At 54.3% G+C, this 19,147-nt stretch carries 22 protein-coding genes and 2 tRNA genes; 10 read left to right on the top strand and 14 right to left on the bottom strand.

The annotated features are described in order from the left end of the window. Nucleotides 1–3 precede the first annotated feature (3 nt). The 6 genes from SIB42_RS09940 to SIB42_RS09915 are packed head-to-tail and all read right to left on the bottom strand — an operon-like array spanning nucleotide 4 to nucleotide 5,010. The gene (locus SIB42_RS09940) at nucleotides 4–288 is read right to left on the bottom strand and encodes a hypothetical protein (protein WP_067097245.1); all 285 of its coding nucleotides are present in this window, start codon (nucleotides 286–288) and stop codon (nucleotides 4–6) included. A 57-nt stretch (nucleotides 289–345) separates the two neighbouring features. Further along, nucleotides 346–1,896 (bottom strand): carotenoid isomerase, encoded by a 1,551-nt coding sequence (crtH, locus tag SIB42_RS09935; RefSeq protein ID WP_231856466.1) that lies wholly within the window; start codon nucleotides 1,894–1,896, stop codon nucleotides 346–348. Nucleotides 1,897–1,924: 28 nt separating this feature from the next. Next, the gene (locus SIB42_RS09930; RefSeq protein ID WP_067097248.1) at nucleotides 1,925–2,878 is read right to left on the bottom strand and encodes a cation transporter; all 954 of its coding nucleotides are present in this window, start codon (nucleotides 2,876–2,878) and stop codon (nucleotides 1,925–1,927) included. Further along, a complete protein-coding gene (trmFO, locus tag SIB42_RS09925; protein ID WP_067097251.1) occupies nucleotides 2,859–4,235 on the bottom strand; it encodes an FADH(2)-oxidizing methylenetetrahydrofolate--tRNA-(uracil(54)-C(5))-methyltransferase TrmFO in 1,377 nt (458 codons plus the stop codon). Before trmFO ends, SIB42_RS09930 begins: the two co-directional genes overlap by 20 nt. A 58-nt stretch (nucleotides 4,236–4,293) precedes the next feature. Next, nucleotides 4,294–4,416 carry a photosystem II protein Y gene (locus SIB42_RS09920; protein ID WP_067097253.1) on the bottom strand — a complete coding sequence of 41 codons (123 nt, stop codon included), beginning with the start codon at nucleotides 4,414–4,416 and terminating at the stop codon, nucleotides 4,294–4,296. A 60-nt stretch (nucleotides 4,417–4,476) separates the two neighbouring features. Then, nucleotides 4,477–5,010, bottom strand: a complete 534-nt coding sequence (locus SIB42_RS09915; protein WP_067097256.1) for a gamma carbonic anhydrase family protein — start codon at nucleotides 5,008–5,010, stop codon at nucleotides 4,477–4,479. Between the two features lie 197 nt (nucleotides 5,011–5,207). Between SIB42_RS09915 and SIB42_RS09910 the strand changes: the two genes are divergently transcribed. From SIB42_RS09910 to SIB42_RS09890, 5 genes are all read left to right on the top strand, one after another. Next, nucleotides 5,208–5,279 (top strand) — tRNA-Lys (locus SIB42_RS09910). Between the two features lie 56 nt (nucleotides 5,280–5,335). After that, complete coding sequence (locus SIB42_RS09905; protein ID WP_067097259.1) at nucleotides 5,336–5,728, top strand: response regulator transcription factor; 393 nt, start codon at nucleotides 5,336–5,338, stop codon at nucleotides 5,726–5,728. 195 nt (nucleotides 5,729–5,923) lie between these two features. Continuing rightward, a tRNA-Pro gene (locus tag SIB42_RS09900) sits at nucleotides 5,924–5,997 on the top strand. A gap of 410 nt (nucleotides 5,998–6,407) precedes the next feature. Next, on the top strand, nucleotides 6,408–7,112 hold the full coding sequence (locus SIB42_RS09895) for an ROK family protein (RefSeq protein WP_067097266.1): 705 nt from the start codon (nucleotides 6,408–6,410) through the stop codon (nucleotides 7,110–7,112). 450 nt (nucleotides 7,113–7,562) lie between these two features. Beyond that, nucleotides 7,563–7,895, top strand: coding sequence for a hypothetical protein (locus SIB42_RS09890; RefSeq protein ID WP_231856467.1), 333 nt, complete (start codon nucleotides 7,563–7,565; stop codon nucleotides 7,893–7,895). Here the strand turns inward: SIB42_RS09890 and SIB42_RS09885 are convergent. Beyond that, nucleotides 7,879–8,091, bottom strand: a complete 213-nt coding sequence (locus tag SIB42_RS09885) for a hypothetical protein (protein ID WP_067097271.1) — start codon at nucleotides 8,089–8,091, stop codon at nucleotides 7,879–7,881. The two genes, SIB42_RS09890 and SIB42_RS09885, sit on opposite strands and share 17 nt — an antisense overlap. Before the next feature lie 301 nt (nucleotides 8,092–8,392). Here SIB42_RS09885 and SIB42_RS09880 point away from each other — a divergent pair, with 301 nt between their 5' ends. After that, entirely contained in the window at nucleotides 8,393–8,845 is a 453-nt protein-coding gene (locus SIB42_RS09880; RefSeq protein ID WP_067097274.1) for a Fur family transcriptional regulator, read from the top strand. A gap of 10 nt (nucleotides 8,846–8,855) precedes the next feature. Here the strand turns inward: SIB42_RS09880 and SIB42_RS09875 are convergent, their stop codons facing one another. Further along, nucleotides 8,856–9,335 (bottom strand): hypothetical protein, encoded by a 480-nt coding sequence (locus SIB42_RS09875; protein ID WP_067097277.1) that lies wholly within the window; start codon nucleotides 9,333–9,335, stop codon nucleotides 8,856–8,858. Between the two features lie 55 nt (nucleotides 9,336–9,390). Here SIB42_RS09875 and SIB42_RS09870 point away from each other — a divergent pair, with 55 nt between their 5' ends. Then, nucleotides 9,391–9,651: a cell division protein SepF gene (locus SIB42_RS09870; protein WP_067097280.1), complete on the top strand. Its 261-nt coding sequence runs from the start codon at nucleotides 9,391–9,393 to the stop codon at nucleotides 9,649–9,651. Here the strand turns inward: SIB42_RS09870 and arsS are convergent. The 3 genes from arsS to SIB42_RS09855 all read right to left on the bottom strand — a co-directional run bounded on the left by arsS (nucleotide 9,644) and on the right by SIB42_RS09855 (nucleotide 12,475). Continuing rightward, on the bottom strand, nucleotides 9,644–10,597 hold the full coding sequence (arsS, locus tag SIB42_RS09865; protein ID WP_067097553.1) for an arsenosugar biosynthesis radical SAM (seleno)protein ArsS: 954 nt from the start codon (nucleotides 10,595–10,597) through the stop codon (nucleotides 9,644–9,646). The genes SIB42_RS09870 and arsS overlap by 8 nt on opposite strands. A gap of 118 nt (nucleotides 10,598–10,715) precedes the next feature. Continuing rightward, the gene (gene stpA / locus SIB42_RS09860; RefSeq protein ID WP_067097556.1) at nucleotides 10,716–11,930 is read right to left on the bottom strand and encodes a glucosylglycerol 3-phosphatase; all 1,215 of its coding nucleotides are present in this window, start codon (nucleotides 11,928–11,930) and stop codon (nucleotides 10,716–10,718) included. A gap of 305 nt (nucleotides 11,931–12,235) precedes the next feature. After that, on the bottom strand, nucleotides 12,236–12,475 hold the full coding sequence (locus tag SIB42_RS09855; protein WP_369818467.1) for a glutathione S-transferase N-terminal domain-containing protein: 240 nt from the start codon (nucleotides 12,473–12,475) through the stop codon (nucleotides 12,236–12,238). Between the two features lie 170 nt (nucleotides 12,476–12,645). Here SIB42_RS09855 and SIB42_RS09850 point away from each other — a divergent pair, with 170 nt between their 5' ends. Together SIB42_RS09850 and SIB42_RS09845 are read left to right on the top strand one after the other, a co-directional pair. Then, nucleotides 12,646–12,906 carry a hypothetical protein gene (locus SIB42_RS09850; RefSeq protein ID WP_231856477.1) on the top strand — a complete coding sequence of 87 codons (261 nt, stop codon included), beginning with the start codon at nucleotides 12,646–12,648 and terminating at the stop codon, nucleotides 12,904–12,906. Further along, nucleotides 12,800–13,018 (top strand): SemiSWEET family sugar transporter, encoded by a 219-nt coding sequence (locus SIB42_RS09845; protein ID WP_231856473.1) that lies wholly within the window; start codon nucleotides 12,800–12,802, stop codon nucleotides 13,016–13,018. The genes SIB42_RS09850 and SIB42_RS09845 overlap by 107 nt, the downstream gene beginning before the upstream one ends. Here SIB42_RS09845 and SIB42_RS09840 read toward each other — a convergent pair. Beyond that, entirely contained in the window at nucleotides 13,015–13,272 is a 258-nt protein-coding gene (locus SIB42_RS09840) for a hypothetical protein (RefSeq protein ID WP_067097283.1), read from the bottom strand. The two genes, SIB42_RS09845 and SIB42_RS09840, sit on opposite strands and share 4 nt — an antisense overlap. 420 nt (nucleotides 13,273–13,692) lie before the next feature. Between SIB42_RS09840 and SIB42_RS09835 the strand changes: the two genes are divergently transcribed. Further along, nucleotides 13,693–15,234, top strand: a complete 1,542-nt coding sequence (locus SIB42_RS09835) for a hypothetical protein (RefSeq protein WP_067097286.1) — start codon at nucleotides 13,693–13,695, stop codon at nucleotides 15,232–15,234. A gap of 24 nt (nucleotides 15,235–15,258) precedes the next feature. On the opposite strand, the gene SIB42_RS09830 is transcribed toward SIB42_RS09835, so the two are convergent. Further along, nucleotides 15,259–17,922: an AAA family ATPase gene (locus tag SIB42_RS09830; RefSeq protein WP_067097289.1), complete on the bottom strand. Its 2,664-nt coding sequence runs from the start codon at nucleotides 17,920–17,922 to the stop codon at nucleotides 15,259–15,261. Continuing rightward, nucleotides 17,913–19,067 (bottom strand): metallophosphoesterase family protein, encoded by a 1,155-nt coding sequence (locus SIB42_RS09825; RefSeq protein ID WP_369818468.1) that lies wholly within the window; start codon nucleotides 19,065–19,067, stop codon nucleotides 17,913–17,915. Before SIB42_RS09825 ends, SIB42_RS09830 begins: the two co-directional genes overlap by 10 nt. Nucleotides 19,068–19,147: the final 80 nt, after the last annotated feature.

Raw genomic sequence — 19,147 nt, 5'->3', positions numbered from 1 at the left:
CGCTCAGCGATCCTCTGGTGAACCCGGCAGAGGCTCGATCACATCGTTGGGGCGGTAATCGCCGTTGAAGACTTCCTCCTCTCGACCCTTCCAGAATTCACCCAGACGCATTAGGTCGGCATGGGCCTCCTGAATCGATTTCAGATAGGTCTCAGGAGTCATCTGGTCGCGCGCCTCTTTCAATTTTGAAAGCCGCAGCATCTGAAGCATCCAAGGCTTCCCTAGTTCACCACGTAGTTCGAGGTAACGCGCGAGCTCTGCAGAACTGGGTTGAGGAGCCGGTGACATGGAGATGAACTGATCAAAACGACCTTAAACAGCTCATGCGCTCTGACGTGATCAGATTCAAGCGGGGAGAGCCCATGGATTCAAACCCAGATCCGCCCCAATGCGATGGCTGCAGGCATAGCCGCTGAAGGCAACCGCATTCAATCCCTGGCCAGGAAAACAGGAGTCGCCCACGCAATACAGACCGTTCAATCCTGTTCGGTTGAACGGCATGGGCAGAAGACCAGGCAGTCGACCTGCCGGGATCGGCCCATAGGAACCACCCATCCGGCCAAGAAATCGGCGATGGGTGCGGGGTGTACCCACCTCTTGCAGTTCGATGGCCTGCGACAAACCCGGAAGGATGAACTCCAGTCGCTCAATCAGCCGAGAGGCGTCGTGCTGCTTTTTAGCTCTGTAGTCCTTGGGCTTGAGATCGTCCCAGTGCTGGATATCACTCATGGTGAAGGTATGAACGATGTGTCTCCCCTCAGGGGCCAGGGATGGATCCAGCAACGTTGGAATCGACACAAAGATCACTCCCTGCTCGGCTTCAAGCTCATTCCAGTCCTCCAATAGCAGGTGATGACAGTGGAAGCCCTCAGGGACAACATCAGCCTTCACTCCGAGGTGAACCGACAGAAACGAACTTGATGGTTGATAGCGACGACGCCAAGTGGATTCGGCGGAAGGGGTGTGGTCTTTCGTAACCAGAGTGCTCTCAGGTGAACCTTCACCAGCGAAGGTGTCCCAGCGGGTGGCATTACTCACAATGCGCTTGCCCCTCAGCTCTACTCCATCGGAAAGCGCCACACCAACGGCACGACCTTGCTCGATGAGCACCTTTTCAACACGAGCCCTGTAGCGAATCGTTCCGCCGTGGGCTTCAAGCCCTGCCACCAGCTTCTCGGCGATTGTCCCGACACCACCCTTCGGATAATTGATGCCACCGGCGTGGCGGTCGGAGAAAACCATGCCTGCATTGATCATCGGTGTCCGATCAGCTGGCATCACCGACCAGCAGAAACATTCCATATCGATCAGACGCAGCAAGTCCTGATCCTGGATGTGTTTGCGCGCCACATCGCCCACATTGAAGGGAAGCCAGCGTGCTAGTCCCAGGCAGGCAAGTGGGGCTCTAAAGAAAACTTTGGCCAGATAGGCCGGATCTTCAAGAGAGAGAAGCGGCATGGCATCGAGACAGCGAAAGACCTGCCAGCAGGTGTCATAGAAGGCCCTGATTCCCCCTGCCTCATGGGGAAATCTGGCGCTCATACGAGCGATGAAGCCCTCGTAATCTCGATCCACTGCCATGGTTAGACCATCGGGCAGGTGATACTCAAGCTGCACCGGGTCAGGCACCGTTTCACAGCACTGCCCCACATCGGCAAGGGCCCTTGTGAGCAGATTGGTGTGCCCATGCTCGCCGAAGCCAAAGATCATCGAGGCACCCACGTCAAAGGTGTAACCCTTGCGTTGAAAGCTGCCACCAGAACCACCAGGAATCCGATACTGCTCAAGCACAATGGTTTTGGCGCCTTTGGCAGCCAGCTGAGATGCGGTCACCAGCCCGCCAATGCCGGAACCGATCACAATCACATCCCAGTCTGGGTTTGAGCTCACGGCCACACCTGAGAAATTGCTGCAGCTTTAAACCCTAGGAAACACCGGACGCAGCGAAGGGTGGCTTTGCTGTCAGGATCACCTCCGTTCGCACAGGACAGGCCAGCAAGGACTGGCATCGCTCCTGAATGCGATCACGGATCAGATCAATGGCGCCGCCATCCATCGGTTGACTTGGATTCAAATAAACAACCACAAAGGCCGTGCGACCGACCTGATAAACCGTGAGATCAAGAAGCCAGCAGGACAGTCCTGCCAGGAGATCTTCCAGGGCCAACCGGGTACTGCGAATGAGATCAGTCTCAGCCGAAGCACCTGCTGCTTGCCCTAAAGCGATGAGGAAACCTTGCAACGGTTCACGCAACACCAGAAGACTGACCATCAAGACCAGCAAGGAGTCGGTTACAGGAATCAGGCCAGACAGCATGGTGCCGTTGAGCAACGGTGACCCGAGCAAAGCCAAGCCGGTCAGACCACTGATCAAACCATCCAGTCGCGCAGCCTTGGCTTCGGTGAGCAGGATCTGCGAGTGCCGCCCTGTCCGGCACCAGTCGTGATGATGGCGCCAGGCAAGGCCCCAGCATGTGGCCACCATGGCAATGGAATACCAAGCGACGGGTCCGAGCCGAACAGAGCTGACTTCAACCCCATAGGCGTAATCAATCACGGTGCTGAGAGCTGAGATCGCAGCGAAAGAGAGCACCCCCATCAGCAGCAGAGAACGGAAGAGCACATACAACGCTTCCTGCCCGTCGTAGCCAAAGGGATAGGCACGATCTGGCGGTCGAACCACGTTGCGACTGATCCTTGCGGCCACAAGACCAGAACCGACCATGACCGCTGAATACAGGCCATCCAAAAGCAGGGCGTAGGAGCCTGAAATCACGTGAACAGCGACCCCAGCTATCGCCATCAGTGCGCTGGCGTAGACGCCGATCTTGAGGGAACGGCGCTCAATCAGCCGATCTTCAGGCCGGACAGGCGACATCAACAGACTCCTGCTTCTCAGTTGCTAACAGCAAATCGTTCAGGGCTCTGTCCCTGTAAGCGCAATAGCGACGGCGCTTATCTTTGATTTTTTCAGGCAGAACGGGCAACAAACCAAAGTTGGGGGGCATCGGCTGAAATTTGCCCGATGGTGCCTCACTGATGAAGTGCGTCAGCGCGCCAATCATGCAGGTGGGAGGCAAGTCGAACGTGGGGCGTCCTAGAGCCAGACGGGAGGCATTGGTCCCCGCAAGCCAGCCACCAGCCACTGCAGCGGCATAACCCTCTGTACCTGTGATCTGGCCGGCAGCGAGCAGGCGTTGACGCCCTCGGAATTGAAGCGTGGGCTGAAGCAGCTCAGGGGCCTCGAGAAAGGTGTTGCGATGCATCACGCCAAAGCGCACGAATTCAGCCTGTTCAAGCCCGGGAATTATGCGAAGAACCCTTTTCTGTTCTCCCCACTTGAGATTTGTCTGAAAGCCCACCAGATTCCAGAGGCGACCGTCTCTGTCCTCCTGACGCAGCTGGGCCACGGCGTAGGCGCGTTTGGCACGTCGCACATCGCGATCGTAGACATCTCCCCAACGTGGATCCCAGAGGCCAATCGGCTTAAGAGGTCCGTAGCGCATGGTGTCTTCACCACGGCGTGCAAGTTCCTCGATCGGCAAGCAACCTTCAAAAAATGTGGCGCTGTCTTTCTCAAAGTTCTTGAGTTCAGCTTGCTCAGCCTCGAGAAGCGCTGCGCGAAAGTCGAGATACTGAGGCTGATCCATCGGGCAATTGATGTAATCCGCGTCTCCCTTGTCGTAACGGCTGGCTCGAAAAGCCTTGTCCATATCAATGCTGTCACCGTCGACGATCGGACTGGCAGCGTCAAAGAAATGACAGTCATCACGGCCCGTGAACTCACGAAGATCATTCGCCAGTGATTCGCTGGTCAGCGGTCCTGTCGCCAGAACAGTGATCTGGTCAGAATCGGGGAGGGACATCTGTTCACGACGTTCGAACGTGACCAGAGGATGTTGCTCAAGAATCTTCGTTAAGGCAGCGCTGTAGCGACCACGATCGACAGCCAGTGCACCGCCTGCCGGTACCGCATGGGCATCAGCGGTTCGAATCACCAGTGAGCCGAGTCTGCGCAGTTCTTCCTGCAGAAGGCCTGCTGCTCGGTCACTGCTCAGGGCTCCGAAACTGTTGCTGCAGACAAGCTCTGCACATTCACTGCTGTGATGTGCGGGAGATCGTTTCAGAGGTCGCATTTCGACCAAATGAACCGCCACCCCTGCCTGTGCAATCTGCCAAGCAGCTTCGGTACCGGCCAAGCCAGCACCAATGACAATGACGGGTCTAACTCCCAAGAGATCTCAATGAACCGTTCTCAACCCTATCGATCGGTTCAGAACCGGCTGGAAAAACTCAAGCTTCTCCGCGCTTGAGCATCATCTGCAGTTGACCGATCGCAGCACGGCTGATGTTGTAACCAGCCCAACCCAGGGCGATCAGGATCGGAGCTGCCACGACGACGACACGTAGGTCCATGGTTTTTAGGGATGGTCGGGTGATCCTAATGAATGTGAGTCCAGCGAAGGCTCAAAAAGGTCAGTCCGTTTGGTTTTGCAGCATTTCAGCCCAACGTGCAGCCAGTTGCGCATAGTTGAGCGCATGGTGCCTCTGCTCGAGCACTGCCGCATCGCTCTGCTCACGTTTCACCAGAGCCGGAACCCCTGCCACCAGGCTGCGTGGAGGAACATCACGGGTCACAACCGCTCCTGCGGCAACGAGAGCACCTGCGCCAACGGTGACGCCATTGAGAACAATGGCTCCGATTCCAATCAGACAACCGTCTTCAAGGGTGGCCCCATGCACCACGGCCCGATGGCCAATCGTGACATGAGATCCGATCAACACGGGTAAACCCGGATCACCATGCAGAACGGCACCGTCTTGCACGTTGCTGTGCGGTCCAATCACGACGGACGACATGTCGCCTCTTGCCACGGCAGTTGGCCAAAGACTCGCACCTGCTGCAATCTCAACATCACCCATCACCACGGCACTTTTAGCGACCCAAGCCTCAGGATCAATCCTTGGCGAACCGATCTTCAACGGCTCTGGAGTGGACGAACCAGCCATCAGTTCACAGTCCTGAACTCGGAGCGCTGATTTAAGCGGGTGAGATCAGCAGCTGACCAGATCTGGCAATGATGGTGATGCCAATTGAGGCACAAATGGATTCCGAGGAGCTCATGGACGATGGTTCGTCAGGGTGATATTTTTCTTGTGTGCTTGAAGGCACAGCCTGTTCCGGATCGCTTGCTCCGGCTCAAGGGGGGTCGCTAGCTCAGCGGTAGAGCACTCGGCTTTTAACCGATTGGTCCTGAGTTCGAATCTCAGGCGACCCATTTTACCGACATCCTCATGCCCCGGTCATGATTGTTGTAACTGGCCAGGGTTGAACATGGATAGAAAACCACAGGTTGCTTTCCTAGATGACGATCCACGTCTTCGCAGTCTGATTGCCGAAGAGTTATTCGATGAAGGCGTTCAGCCTCTCGCTTGCACCACCGGCCAGGAACTGTTGGATTGTTTAGATGTTGAGAAGGTTGACCTGATTCTTCTTGATCTCATGATGCCGGTCATGGACGGACTGACCTGCCTTCGACATCTCAATCAGCGCGCAGAGAAAATTCCGGTCCTTCTTGTTACTTCGTTCAATGACGAGGCCAAACGACAAGAAGCTATCGATAATGGAGCGACTGATTACATCATCAAGTCAGATCTGTTTGAACGCCTTCCTGAACTGCTCGATCGATACCTCATCAAGCCACGGAACAGCAATGACATGGCTTGAATCAATCGATATTCCATCCACTCGTTGAAGCTAGCAATTGTCATGAAACCCATTTGCGCTCTGTTTCAACCATCCGATTGAGCAATCCGAAGGATGTGGTTAGCAAACAATCAGTGTGGTTTCAGCTAAGATATCAATGCGCAATGCTGAAGCGGATGGGGGGAGTGACCTCCAACGACTACTATGCGGAGGTAACGGGGCGTGGCGCAGTTTGGTAGCGCGGGTGCTTTGGGAGCACTAGGTCGCAGGTTCGAATCCTGTCGCCCCGATTGATGACCGAAATTCAAACGAGAAGCTCAAAGCAGAGTTTTGCTTGCGCCAGGTACGGCTTTGGGAAAATTCTTGAAAACGATCGCCGTGATCTGTGCAATATCTATAGCGGTAGTGGCATGATCTCTCTACCTGCGAGGCATCCAAGATGACATTGACGTGCAAGAAAAACCGAGTGGAGCGATCAACAGCGGTCTGATGACCTCCAAAGAGACTGCGAGAAGTCAGAATTCTAGATACCTCATTCACAAGCAATACAAGATCGAAAAATCTGGACAATCAGTCTCAGCCTTAGACCTTGGCCAAAGGCTCGGGATATCGATAGTTTCAAACGCAATTTCGACAAAACCTGAAATTATTGAAAAGCTGAGTTTTCAGATATAGACTATCATTAATATTAAGCGCAAGAATGAAATCATCAGCCAACACTCTCTGCGTCGATATTGGCGGCACAGGTGTCAAGCTCATTGTTCTTGACCCCACAGGAAGTGAGTTGTGTGATCGACAACGTCAAGAAACTCCTCACCCTGCAACCCCGGGATCAATTCTTGGGGTCATTCAAGAGTTGACCAGAAAAGTACCCGAATTTGATCGTGTTGCCGTTGGCTTCCCTGGCGTCGTCAGCAATGGAATCATTGAAACTGCTGCCAACTTAGATACCCATTGGTTAGGCATTGATCTTGCCGCTCAAATGGAACAGCGCCTAAAAAAACCGACTCGAGTTGCCAATGACGCAGATGTACAGGGATATGGATGTGTTTCCGGAGAGGGTGTTGAAATGGTGCTGACCCTTGGCACAGGAATGGGATCAGCCTTGTTTCTTGATGGACGGCTGGTACCCAACTTGGAACTTGCCCATCATTTGTTTAAAAAGAAAAAGACGTACGAAGACTATATCGGCAGACCGGCACTTGAAGAAATTGGCAAAGAGAAGTGGATTCAGCGTGTTAAAAAAGTCATATCAACGACAAAGTACATCTGGAACTGGGACTTTTTGCACTTGGGTGGTGGCAACAGCAAGCTTCTGAAAGAAGCGGAGTTATCAAACGACGTGATGTTGCATTCCAATAAAGCTGGTGTGTTAGGTGGTTATTTTTTATGGGAAGGAAATTGATTGACTCCATATCACACAACTTCAATGAGCTGATTCAATGCAAAAATTTTATCAATACTGAAACGACAACAATTAATTCCTCGCGAATCTTCGATGTGCAATGAACTGACTGGACACCAATCATTCGCTCAGGCGATCGTTCTGTCGGCCTGATTGTTATCCAGAACCGAGCCGGTGAATCACAAGGAGCTGCTGTGGGTTGTGATTGCGCTGGTAACTGTTGAAACCACAGCGATCCGTTACACAGCGCAAGCTTCCTTGTACTCGAAGATCACTGGTGGAAATCCTCACAGCCCTTGCGGTTCTGCCTTTTTTCGCCGCTCTGGTCTTTGGAGCCAGAGAGGCCGAACAGGATCAACGCTGAAGCGTGGCATTAGAAGCAGATCCATGGCTATGCCTGAGTAAACGGGCTCGGTTATGCGCTGGCTGCTGTTTTTTTCCGGACTCATCATGTCCGGGATCTGGGTTGATCTCAAAGCGGAGCAACGTCCACCTGAATTGCAGGCAGGGCAATCGATTTTGGTTGTCGACCAAACCCTCACTTCCACAGGCTGGAATCCTGCTCCTGAAGGACAAGTACAGACCTTTGAGCAGAAGCTGGCGGGCAATCAACTGTCGTCACTGGCGTCTTGCTCAGGGACAGGTGCTGGATACTGCCGTTACGACTACCAACGGAGCAACAAGCGGCTCGTAGTGGTCACGGTGCCAGCGCCTCAACCCAATCAAGCTGGACGCGTGGCCCGTTGGTGGATGGAATCTGTGACGCTCAACCCAGCACATTGATCAATCTCAGGGTTCCCCACAGGTCAAAAACGCAGAAAATCAACCCAATCACAATCAGGTCCCAGGCACGGTGACGCAACGCCCAGGGAGCCAGAAAGACTTCGGCAACGCCGTGAAGTGCTGTTCCCAGTGCGATGTGTTCAAGCACCAGCAATCCATGAGCCAACAAGAAAAGGCCGCTCGCGACGAAGCGCATTAGCACCGACCAGGAGACCGACACTCTTTTCATCGAACGGCAAGTCAGCCTATCGGGTTTGCCGGCTTGAACCTCGACGGGCTGTTGAGGCTTGTTAAGTCCGATGTCAGATCAATCGGCATGAGGTTCCGCAAAGATCAGCCCCAAAACGCACCCATTAGCAGTTGACGTCACAGCTGGACTGGCGATTCGTATCAGAGGTCACGCTTGCGACCAGCCAAAGGTGAAAACAAGTCGTCAACGAGCACTGGTGTTGACTCTCAATAGTGCGTACTATTGAGAAACACTGCATTCCGTTTGCATGTCGCCTGCAACCTCTTCTGCTGAAGCGACCGGAACTCTGAAGAAGGGGCTACACCAGGAAGGGCGTCGGATGACGCCGCAGAGGCGATTAGTGCTGGACCTGTTTGAACAGATCGGCAGCGGTAGTCATCTCAGTGCGGAAGAGGTCCACCGTCAGCTTGTGGACAATCAGTCCAAGGTCTCGCTGGCAACCATCTACCGCACCCTGCGGTTGTTGGTGGAGATGGATTTTCTTCAGGAACTAGAACTTCGAGATGGAGGAAGTCGTTTCGAGCTGGCGGATGAAGAACACATTCACCATCATCACCTTGTCTGCGTGCGCTGCGGCCGTACGGAAGAATTTGAAAATGAGCCTGTACTTCAGGCAGGGCGTGATGCTTGCAAGCAATTCGATTTTGAACTGATCGATTCCAGCCTGAATGTGCGTGGCATCTGCCCTGCATGCCGCTGATCAGGGCTTCCTAGTGATGGCCTGTTGAATGCTCGGAACAAGGCATCCAGTGACTGCCCATCTGGTGGACTCCCTCACAGCCAATCAGCTTGGCCTGTGCTTCAGCTTCAGCTTTGGTTGGGAAAGCCAGCAAGCGTGGATCGTCCTCTGACTCAGCGAGAGAATTGCTGTTGTGGTTAGGGCTGCTGTGATTGTGGCTGCCTCGCCCACCGATCTGGACCAAACCCATGCTCATCGGTCCAACCGTCCAGACCCCCATGGTATTGGCACCGATTGCCAGCAGTCCCATTCCCACAATTGAGAGGTTGATCACCCCCATGGCAACCACACCGATGGAGACCACCCCCATCGGAACGATGCCGATACAAATCACTCCCATCGGCACGATGCCGATCGAAACAGTGCCGAGTGGGGCAATTCCAACAGCCAGGCGTTTGGGCTTACTGCCGCAATGAGCTGGCGCCGAATCAGGTGAGGAAGATTTGGTCATCTCTGCATGGTGACGGTTGATGCGGATTTCCTCCAGCCTCGCCAGGCTGAGAGTAATGAATCAATTCACTCCAACCCAATTACGGGAACTGCTTGTGATCCGTCCGCAAGACGTGACGGAGGGGATGGCAGCTGTTCTGGCTGTTCGCAGTCAAAGAACGGTGGTGCTTGATCTCACGTCCATGGAGATCGCCCAGGCACAACGCACCGCTGATTTCGTGTCCGGTGGCGTGAGGGCTGTCGACGGTGAGGAACATCGGCTTGGGGTGCATGTGTTCCTGTTCACGCCAGCTGGCGTTCAGGTCACTCTCAACTAAGAGATCCACCACAACTGGATCCATTGCCAGCCGTACACCCAAAACAATGGTCTGCGACGGCAATCGGTTGATCCATCAGTCCATCCGCAGCGCTGAGTAGATCAGCGAGCACTCGAGGGCCAGCGTTAGATGCAAGATTCAACTGCTGATTGAAATCGCAGTCGTAGAGCGCTCCGGTCCAGCTCACGCTGATCAGGCTTCGGCACATGACCTCAGCAATATTTTCCGGTCGATGTGCCTCACGCAAGATCTGCTGGTACGGCTCGAGCTGACCCTGATGCTGCAAATCTCGCGCGAACCGCTGAATCGGCATGTTGGTGATCGTGAGTAGGTGGGAGAACGCAATCCCGTGGCTAGAAGACAAGGCCTGCCGGTATTGGGCCTCAAGGGATTCCTGAGCCGGAGGAAGGGAAGGGCCTGAAGGGTTGAACACCAGATCCAGTTGCAAGGGTGATCCGGGTTGGGCGTATCCCAACCGATTCAACTGCTTCAAACCTGCAATGCTGCGCTCATAGACCCCCTGGCCTCTCTGCAGATCCACCCTCTCCTGTTCGTAACAGGGCAGAGATGCAACCACCCTCACACCCATCACCGCCAGGAATTCAGCAAGATCCTCATGTCCGGGTTCGCTGAGGATCGTGAGATTGCAGCGATCGATCACTTCGACGCCAAGAGCCCTGGCCGCCGTAACAAGCTCACGAAACTGAGGGTGCAGTTCCGGTGCACCGCCGGTGAGATCCAGACAGCGAAGACCAAGGCGAGCGAGCACCTCAGGGATCAGATCAATGAGCTCCCTAGCCATCATTTCCTTCCTCCAGGGGCCGGCATTCACATGACAGTGACTGCAGCTCTGATTGCATCGATAGCCGAGGTTGACCTGCAGGGTGGTCAATCTGCCTCGACGAACGGGGGGGAACCTCAGTGTTTCGGGAAAGATTGATGTCAACGTCGGGGTGCGATCTGAAGCCGTGACCTGTTGGAATTCTGGCGAATCACCCGCAAGGTGAGGGAGGCGACTGTTCAACGATCAGGGCACACACCGAGATCAATTTGGCAGGAACGTTTCAGGGTGTGAGTTCGGTCCGAGTTTCCGACAAAGCGATGAACCAGTTCACATAGGCCTCGGGACCACCAGGAATGCAGACATCGAAATGCAGAGGATCCTCAGGGTCACTGATCCCAGCGAGAGAGCCATCGGTTAACGACGGTCGGTCAACCTCTCCGCCACTGCTGTCGACAAGCACCACCCGGTTTGGACGTTTGTAGCTGCATCCGAGTTCCTGAAGGAGAGTGAGAAAGCCTCGATCACTGCCTCCTCTCAACCAGCCTCCTCCAGAAGGATTGATCGTTGAAGTGACAGTGTCACCAACGCCGACGAGGTGAGGCATCTGTTCACGAGGTATCCGTTGCTTGCAGAGAGCCAGCAGTGCTTCATGGTCATTGGGTGCTGTTCTGACGTTGAACGCTTCACCGAGAGGTGCCGTGCCTGTGCGTGCTGCGATGTGGCGATTGATCAACACCAGCAATCCCGCTTCCTTGATGGCTCCTCGCAACATGAACTGGATGTCGGTACTGCCAACATCTCGCTTCACGGCAGGCTTGAGCCGTTCACAGCCAAGAGGATCACGCCCGAGATTCGGCGCAACATGCAGGAAGAAAGAGTCGTGAAGCCCTTCGGAAACGGCCATCGCCATCAGTTGCTGCATGAGCGACTCCAGCATTGACTGCAATCGGCGCTGATGCGCAACATCATCAGGGATCCGACTGAACAGGTGGTTGAGATTGATGGTTGGTGAGAGCTGAGTATCTAGAACCGCCAGGTCAACCTCAACGGATAGCTCCTGATCGCTCAATTCCGGCATCAAGGCAGGGAGCATGGAACACATCAGTGCCTTCATCCGCCCTGGAACCGATGCCAGGAAGCTGATTTCAGCCTCACTGACTCCTGGATGCGTGACGTTGCCGAATTCATCCTGCAGCTGCACACCACCGGCAGCGAGCCCGGGGAGATAGAGACCTTGACTTCGGGCCTTTTCACTGTCACCGAGTGCTTTCTCAACAAGGCGATTCACTCCGCGGTGACCTTCGTGTTCGCCATTGGTCAGCACCACAAAACTGCCACGTAATCGAGCAGCGGCATGCACATAATCCGCAGAAAGGCTCCGGCTGAGTGGATTCTTCACCAGAGGTATGCAGACCCCGTCAAGGTCCTGCACGATCAAAAGGTCTGGACTGGCGACGAGTTCCTGATGCAGTGAAGCGAGATCCATCCCAACCATACTGTCGCGAGCTTGGTTCTCACCCTCCCATGCAGCGATTGAATCGCCAATCATCGAACAGCGGAACGATAATCAGACTTCAGGCAAAACCCATGACCAACCTGAAAGCAGGCCGGAGATGGGTGCGCTCAATCACAGCCTGAATCACCGGATAGGGGCTGAGAGCAAGCTCTGGGGAAAACAATGGCAGGTCACTGAGATGGGCCTGAACAGCGCAGTCAGCCGCACCTCAGCAATCGCCAACCAGAGGACGCTCAGGATTTAGTTAACGATTGAGCACCTCCATGAGTCGTGGAAATTCACGATCACGACTGGAGGGAACGAATCAAGCACATGAGGCCGAAGCTATAAGTCTCGGCAAGATGCAAACGAATTGAACCACTTTCGAACAACTTGAGTGGAGATCCATCCTCAAGAAGGACATCACTGTCGATCAAAGCAGGAAGCTTTCCAAATGGGTTGACGCCAAGGAAATCAGCATGGCGATGCTGATTTGACTGCAGGTCCAGTTTAACCAGTTCATCGTTGATCGCTTTCTCTTCCATGAACCAGAGGGGCATGCTAGCTCTTGTTCTTGTACCGCCGAAAACCTTTAAAGTTACAGGATCACATCACTTGTGGATGAATGCTGGCAACGGGCTCGGCCAGATTCAAGCTGCCTGAAAGATCGCCCTGAGTTCTGAGGATGTCTTGAAAAACCTGAGCCTGAGATTCCGTGTTCTTTAGCTTCAAACAATTGGTTGATTCAGCTATCATCAAGGCTGCAACCTTGATCAATGAACATTTTTCATATGACATTAGATTTGAGTTCATCGGAAATATTCGGCTTCGCAGCAGCGACACTTTCAACAATCGCATTTCTGCCACAAGTGATCAAAACATGGAAAACGCGATCAGCCAAGGACGTTTCCTATGCTTTGCTGCTCACGTTCAGCACAGGGTGTTTTTGTTGGGTGATTTATGGGTATCAGGCTGACGCCAAACCGGTGATGATCGCAAATTCATTCACATTGGCATTAAACCTAGCAATCTTTGCAATGAAATTCGCCTACGAAAACGGAAGCAAAACAGTGTCACAGGAGGATTAATAGTGACTTTTTAAAACCTGCAGAATGTCCTTGAGTTCATCAATTTGGATAGAACTTCGATTTTGATCATCAAGCAAAATCATTTCAAATCCATCCCAGTTTTTAATCAAATCAACTTCGACAAAATTTTCATTTAATGTCATCCTGATATTGACTCCCCAATCCGCCGAATCCACCAAAAGACCTTCCAGCACTCCAATCTCTCCACTTCCGAGCAAAACACGAATTTCGTTCTCCATTTCCAGGCTATTCATCGCTCAGAAACTAAATAAAGGCATTAGGTCTTGAAATAAGTATAAACCATCAACGCCATGATCTCTCGAACAAAAGCAACATTCTCTGGAGCTGTCTGACGCACAGCAACCGATTGTCAACGCAAAGTCAGTCTTCAATGATGCACATCTCAACCAATCGATTCTTCCATCTGTCGCCAGACAAACCATTCACAAACTTGGGGAATGAGATTCTCGGCTGGTGTTCTCAGCCATCATCCCTGCAGCATGGGCGAAGCTCCCTCTGACCTGAGAGCAGATAATGGATCAATGCTGAGGTTGAACAGGCTGATCCAACGGTTTGCTCCGAGCTCATGACACTGCCAAAGACAGCGGTGGTGTAACTCGGCTGCCAGCCCAAGCTTTCCATCCTTTGTTCACCTCATCCTCCCCTTCATTGCAATGAGTCTCAGTACTGCAGCACTGTTGAACTCAAACGGATTCTTTCCTCCAAGCCTCGACAGGGATCAGGTGCGTCAGCGGGTCTGGGAGTTGGAAACCGGAAAGGTCGGGTTTTACAGCGTGGGGCTCTATCCCGCTTCCCTTGCCTACAACTGCGCCATGCAGCAGAAGGACGAAGAGAATCTGCTGCTGGCACCCCGACCCGATCGCGAGCTTCTCGGTGCGTTCACGCAGTCGGCCCTCGACGGCATGGACCCGAAGCATGTGGCGGTCATGGAACGCATGGGCAGCCATCGAGTTGGTGGTGTGCGTCAGCCCAACACACTGGCTGACTTGCTCAAACGCTGTGAGCTGGTGGTGCTCAGTGCCAACAGCAATCATGTTGAAGAAGACCTGATCGAAGCGATTCAACTGCGGGATCAATTGGGTCGGCAACACGTTGTTCTGGCCTGCCTGGCCGGATCATTCAGTCATGACAACCTGATCAACGAGTCGTATGTGCTATGTGAAAAAGTCCCAAGCCTGGGCTTTTTCTCAGGCTTTCACCGTCATGGCGCCCTGCGCAATCCGCTCGACAGCTTCACGGCCAACTTCTGCCATCCCAACGCACTGACAGCGCTCCTGGGAGCGCGAATGCTGGATCGACTGTCGCCGAACATTCAGGTCTCAGCTGGGGTTCACAACATTGAGGGGCAGTACATCAAGGCAGCGAAAAACATGTCGTCGGTGTTCGCCGGGTTTGGCTACGCCTATCACCAGGACAACCCTGGAGTGCTTCCAACTCTGCTGACGCTTCTGCTTGACCAGTGTCTGGACCAAGCGGCAACGGTTTCCATGGCTCGGCGCAATCGCCAGAGGCTTTACAACCGTCAGCCTTTTGCACTGACGGAGCTCGGTTATGGCGTTCAAAGGATCGAAGCGGCTTTAGTGCGCGGGGGAGATATGGAGAAGGTGCGCGATCACACCTTTGCGCAACTCACCGCCATGGTGGCTGACGTACGCGGCAGCATGATGTTGCCGGTTTCCGGCACACCGACCCGAAATTTCCATGCAGGTCAGGTGTTAGCAGAGCACATGCTCGACGAAAAGCGCTGTCCACACTCGATGGAAGAGCTCGAGAACTGGTGCGAACAGGCAGGCCTGCGTAAAGGAGGCCTGGAAGGTCTCAAGTCATTGCGCTACTGGCCACAGATCGTGCGCAAATACGCCATTCCCGTGCACGACGCATCGATGGTGAATCTGCTCTACATGGCCATTTATGGAAATTCCACCACCAAAGATGTGGCGTTTTCGGTGATGACCGAAAGCCGTGAGCTCTCCAATTACTGCCAGGAGTCGGTGCGACCCACCCACAGCCGGCGGTACGCAGAGGCACTCCAGAATCTTGACCAGCCCGAAGCGATGGATTTGTTGGTGAATGCTGTGATTGCCGATAACGCCCGCCGCTTGATTCGGGATGACAACGGCATTGAGGAACAGGACACAGCTGATGAACCACCGGCCTATCTCAAAGCCATGAACGTGATCGAAAACGCACTCTGAACTTGATCATCCAAGTCCAAACAATCAGTGAACGTCGAGGTCGATCACCGCATCGGCAACCTCTCGGTAGGGATTGGGGTCACAACTGAGAAGCACCACCTGAAGACCCAGATCTACAGCCTGCCGGAGCATGCTCCCAACCGCTTCAAGTCGCGAGGGATCACTGTTGGTAAAGGCGTCATCAAACAACAAAGGAAGACAGCCGTCGTGACCATCTCGCAGAGCCTCAGCGATCGCCAAGCGAACAGCTGCGTTGAGCTGTTCCTTGAGTCCTCCGCTGAGTTGTGAAAACTCGAGGCTCTGACCTGAGCGCTGAAGTCGCAGATCCTTCAGGCCGTCGCTGGCATCAAAATGCAGCTCCGAGCTGTCGCCGGGATGCTGCAGAAACGGGGCAATAAAACGATTAATGCTGGTTCTCAGTGGTGACGAGTAACGACGTGAAAGATCCGCACGCGCGTCCTGGAATCGCTTGAGAAGCAGAACCCGTGACTCAACCAGCTGGGTTTCCTGTTCTTCTGACTGTTGCGCCAGCTCAAGACGATTGGACGCTTCCTCAAGTTCGGCATGGAGTTCACGGCTTCCGAGACGTTCACAGCGCTCGAGCAATGAACCCCGTTCACGATTGAGATCGATGCGTTGACGATTGAGCTTCAGCTCACGATCATCCAGCTCAGCCAGTGATGTCTCCACCTTGGTGCCAGAGGCCAGACCACAGTTGTCGCTCAGCACGAGCAGTTGGTCCTGCAACAGCTCACACTGATGCGTGACCTTCTTGAGTTCAAAATCGATAGTTTGCGCTGAGCCATGCCGCGATTCGATCTCGTGTTGTTGCTGAAGCTGCTGGGCATGCTGAGCCTCATGACGCTCCAGTCGAATTTGGAGATCCTTAAGCGTCTTAGCAAATCCCTTCTGTTCACGTTCCACGCGCTCACAGTCCTCACGCAGTGAGCGGACCCGTTGCTGAACCGATTGATAACTCTGGCGGCAGTCGTCCAAAGCCTTTGCAAGGTCGTCCTCAACAACAATCTCCGGATCAACTGGATGTTGTCGCAGCTCAGCGAGCTGCTGATCGAGTTGTTCGAGGTCTTGATCACTCTTCAGGTTGCTCTGCTGCTGCTCCATGAGCTGGCGAAGACGTGCATCAAGAACAGCAAGCTGCTGTTGTAGCTCCGTGCGCGTCTGCAACAGAGCCTCAGCAGCCTCGAGGCTGTTGACACCCCAGAGCTTGAGCTTCTGCTCCAACAGAGACCGACACTGTGTCTTCTCGGCCATCAGTGTTGAAAGGCCGGTCCCTTCTCCAGGACTGACCAACAGGGTGACGTCTTCACCCACTTCAAGCCGAAAAGCACCAGTCCTTTCAGCAACGTCGCCAATCCCGAGCTGTTCGCCATCGAGGCGCACAGTCATGTTCGAGGATTGCAATTCGACTCGCGATGCCATGCTTTGAAGGCGGATCTCCAACTCACGGAGCTGTGATTGCTGAGCTTGAAGAGCCGCCAAATCGCTGGCATCGCGACTTGGCAGTGCCGTCAGCTTTTGCTTGAGCTGCGATTTCTGCTGTTCGAATTTGGCGCGTTGTTCCTTGTGACGACGCATTTCCTGGATCCGTTGTTCAAGCCGTTCCTGGTCCTGACGACGTCGTAGTGCATGGCCACGCTCTTCAAGCATCTGACGCTTGAAGTCGAGTTGTTCACAAGCACGTCGTTGATCAACGAGTGTGATGGAGGTGGTCTCGGCGGACTCGTTCATGACCTTGAGCTCCTGTCGCAACACCTTCATCGCCGTTTCAGCAGCCTGCATTTCCTTGATCAGACGACTCAGAGCACTGAGTTGTTGTTGCCATTGGCTCTGCTGAAGACGAAGAGGAGCCAGCTGTTGTTGCAGATCCTTGAGAGCGAGAAGTTGTCGACGTCGCTTCTGAACTTCCGGCGCACGGCACTCCAGCTGATCAAGAGCCTGCTCATTGGCGTCAAGCTCGATGCAGGCTGCTTCATAACTGAGCAGTCGCTCCTGTGCTTCGGATTGTTGCTCTGAAGCTTGTTGAACGTCCCGCCGGCGCTTCCAGAGTTCACTGTTTTGTTTCACGCCCCGACTGGTGAGGCTGGAGGCCACAAGTTGCTCAAGATGGTTGTAGACCTGCTGATCCATCGGCGACTGCAGAGATTGCTCAGCCTGGCCTTCCAAAGCAGTGATCAATCTCTTGAGGTCATAGTGCTCGCCGCTGAGATCCAGCAGATTGCGACCGGCCAGTCCTTGCATCACCCAGAGGTGAGCCCAACGGGTGGGTAAAACACGGTTCACCTGACGGCTACCGATGATCTCCTCGACTCCCAAAAGAACAGCCAGCTGGTCCTCGGCATCGCCACCAAGCAAAGCCTTCTGACCTGCTCGACTCAAGCGGCTGGTTCCGCCGGCACCGCTAAAACATTTCAACAATGACCAACGATGCCCAGCAGCATCAAAGTCGATCTCGACCTGGGGATGACCTGCATGTGTTGCCGAGCGCAGATCACGAATTGCTGCTCCCGTGGCAGAAGCACGCAGAAACAATGTGCGGTGCATCGCCTCCACAAGCGAGCTTTTACCGGATTCATTGGCACCTCCAATTAAGGTCAGCCCAGGAGCAAAGGACACCTCAAGCGCTCGATGCCGGCGAATGCTTTCCAGTCGGCAACGAATCAGGCGCATGGATCCATGGAGCAGAGACGGTGCAACTCGATCAAGGCTTGTTCAACCAGAGGATCAGCACTGCTTTGAAGCTCGTCCTGAAGACCTGCCGCAATGGTGCTGACCAGGGGACTATCCATCCGAAGCAGCAGCTCATCCCTCTCCTGCGCGGTTGGTTGACGGTGCAGCTTGCCTCGCAGGCGGAGGTGAAGAAGCTGTTCCCCGAGCAGCGCCAGGCGTTCCTCCAATTGGAGATGGCCCTGCAGACCAAGTTGTCCGTTGAGTTCAAGCCGCATCAGATCGCGACCCACGCGACTGCCTACAGATTCGACCAGTGTTTGCTCAAGCCGGGGCAGATCGGCATCGCTGTTGAGGGTCATGGTGATCCGGTGCCAGCGCAGACGACCCGTGGGTTTCACCATGACCGTTGGCGGTTGGGTCCTCTCCACATCAATCACAAGAACCTGTGATCTCAAGTCATCGGGCCCGGTGGGGAAACGATCGGGTTCCGGTGTGCCGCTGTACCAGGTTCTGCGATCAACCTCGATCAGCGCATGCCAGTCGCCAAGGGCGATGTAATCGATTTGATCACGGGGCAGAGACTCAAAGCAAAGCTGATTGACCTGGCCTTCATCACCGAAACCCTGCACCGAGCCATGGGCCAGAACAACGCGCGGTTTCAACGGATCGAGTTGTGTCCAGTTGAGCTGATCGAGCCAGAGAGAAGGACTCTGGCTCATCCGCTGTCGTTGCAGGGGGCACGGCAGAAGAGTGACACCAGCAACATCAACCGGTTCCGGTTTGAGGAGCAATTGAAGGTTGCCAGCACGCTGCTGCATCTGCCGGCGGAGATCCTCACGCCTCCAAATCCCACCGGCACCACCGTGATCATGGTTTCCAGGGATCGCGACCACAGGTGATGGGATCGATCCCACCGCTTCCAGCACCTCCATGACCATGGCAGCAGCCACCGTGCTCGAGTCGAACAGGTCACCGGCAACCAGCACTACGTCCACCTCTTGCTGGCTTGCTACTTCAGCAATCCTCAGAACGGCATCAACGCGCTCCTGCTGCAAACGAGCCTGTTTCTGAGAATTTTCAATCCAGCGATAGGGCTTGCCGATCTGCCAGTCAGCGGTGTGAAGAATTCGTGGCACCCGTGCCATTCAGACAACGATCACCATGCTGCCGCGTTCCCGCCTGATTTTCCGCACACTGATTGCTGGCAAAGGGCAATAAAGACGGC

The sequence above is a fragment of the Synechococcus sp. MIT S9508 genome, assembly GCF_047303045.1.
Classification (GTDB): Bacteria; Cyanobacteriota; Cyanobacteriia; order PCC-6307; family Cyanobiaceae; genus Synechococcus_C.
This window is presented reverse-complemented; position numbering and strand designations above follow the sequence as displayed.

Coding starts and splice junctions, on each gene's coding strand:
- SIB42_RS09920 (WP_067097253.1), bottom strand. CDS start 4,416: ATGGACCTACGTGTCGTCGTCGTGGCAGCTCCGATCCTGATCGCCCTG.
- SIB42_RS09915 (WP_067097256.1), bottom strand. CDS start 5,010: ATGGCTGGTTCGTCCACTCCAGAGCCGTTGAAGATCGGTTCGCCAAGG.
- SIB42_RS09830 (WP_067097289.1), bottom strand. CDS start 17,922: ATGCGCCTGATTCGTTGCCGACTGGAAAGCATTCGCCGGCATCGAGCG.
- SIB42_RS09880 (WP_067097274.1), top strand. CDS start 8,393: ATGTCGCCTGCAACCTCTTCTGCTGAAGCGACCGGAACTCTGAAGAAG.
- SIB42_RS09930 (WP_067097248.1), bottom strand. CDS start 2,878: ATGTCGCCTGTCCGGCCTGAAGATCGGCTGATTGAGCGCCGTTCCCTC.
- SIB42_RS09895 (WP_067097266.1), top strand. CDS start 6,408: ATGAAATCATCAGCCAACACTCTCTGCGTCGATATTGGCGGCACAGGT.
- SIB42_RS09875 (WP_067097277.1), bottom strand. CDS start 9,335: ATGACCAAATCTTCCTCACCTGATTCGGCGCCAGCTCATTGCGGCAGT.
- SIB42_RS09890 (WP_231856467.1), top strand. CDS start 7,563: ATGTCCGGGATCTGGGTTGATCTCAAAGCGGAGCAACGTCCACCTGAA.
- SIB42_RS09840 (WP_067097283.1), bottom strand. CDS start 13,272: ATGAATAGCCTGGAAATGGAGAACGAAATTCGTGTTTTGCTCGGAAGT.
- SIB42_RS09870 (WP_067097280.1), top strand. CDS start 9,391: ATGAATCAATTCACTCCAACCCAATTACGGGAACTGCTTGTGATCCGT.
- SIB42_RS09835 (WP_067097286.1), top strand. CDS start 13,693: ATGAGTCTCAGTACTGCAGCACTGTTGAACTCAAACGGATTCTTTCCT.
- SIB42_RS09940 (WP_067097245.1), bottom strand. CDS start 288: ATGTCACCGGCTCCTCAACCCAGTTCTGCAGAGCTCGCGCGTTACCTC.
- stpA (WP_067097556.1), bottom strand. CDS start 11,930: ATGGTTGGGATGGATCTCGCTTCACTGCATCAGGAACTCGTCGCCAGT.
- SIB42_RS09855 (WP_369818467.1), bottom strand. CDS start 12,475: ATGGAAGAGAAAGCGATCAACGATGAACTGGTTAAACTGGACCTGCAG.
- SIB42_RS09885 (WP_067097271.1), bottom strand. CDS start 8,091: ATGCGCTTCGTCGCGAGCGGCCTTTTCTTGTTGGCTCATGGATTGCTG.
- SIB42_RS09825 (WP_369818468.1), bottom strand. CDS start 19,067: ATGGCACGGGTGCCACGAATTCTTCACACCGCTGACTGGCAGATCGGC.
- SIB42_RS09905 (WP_067097259.1), top strand. CDS start 5,336: ATGGATAGAAAACCACAGGTTGCTTTCCTAGATGACGATCCACGTCTT.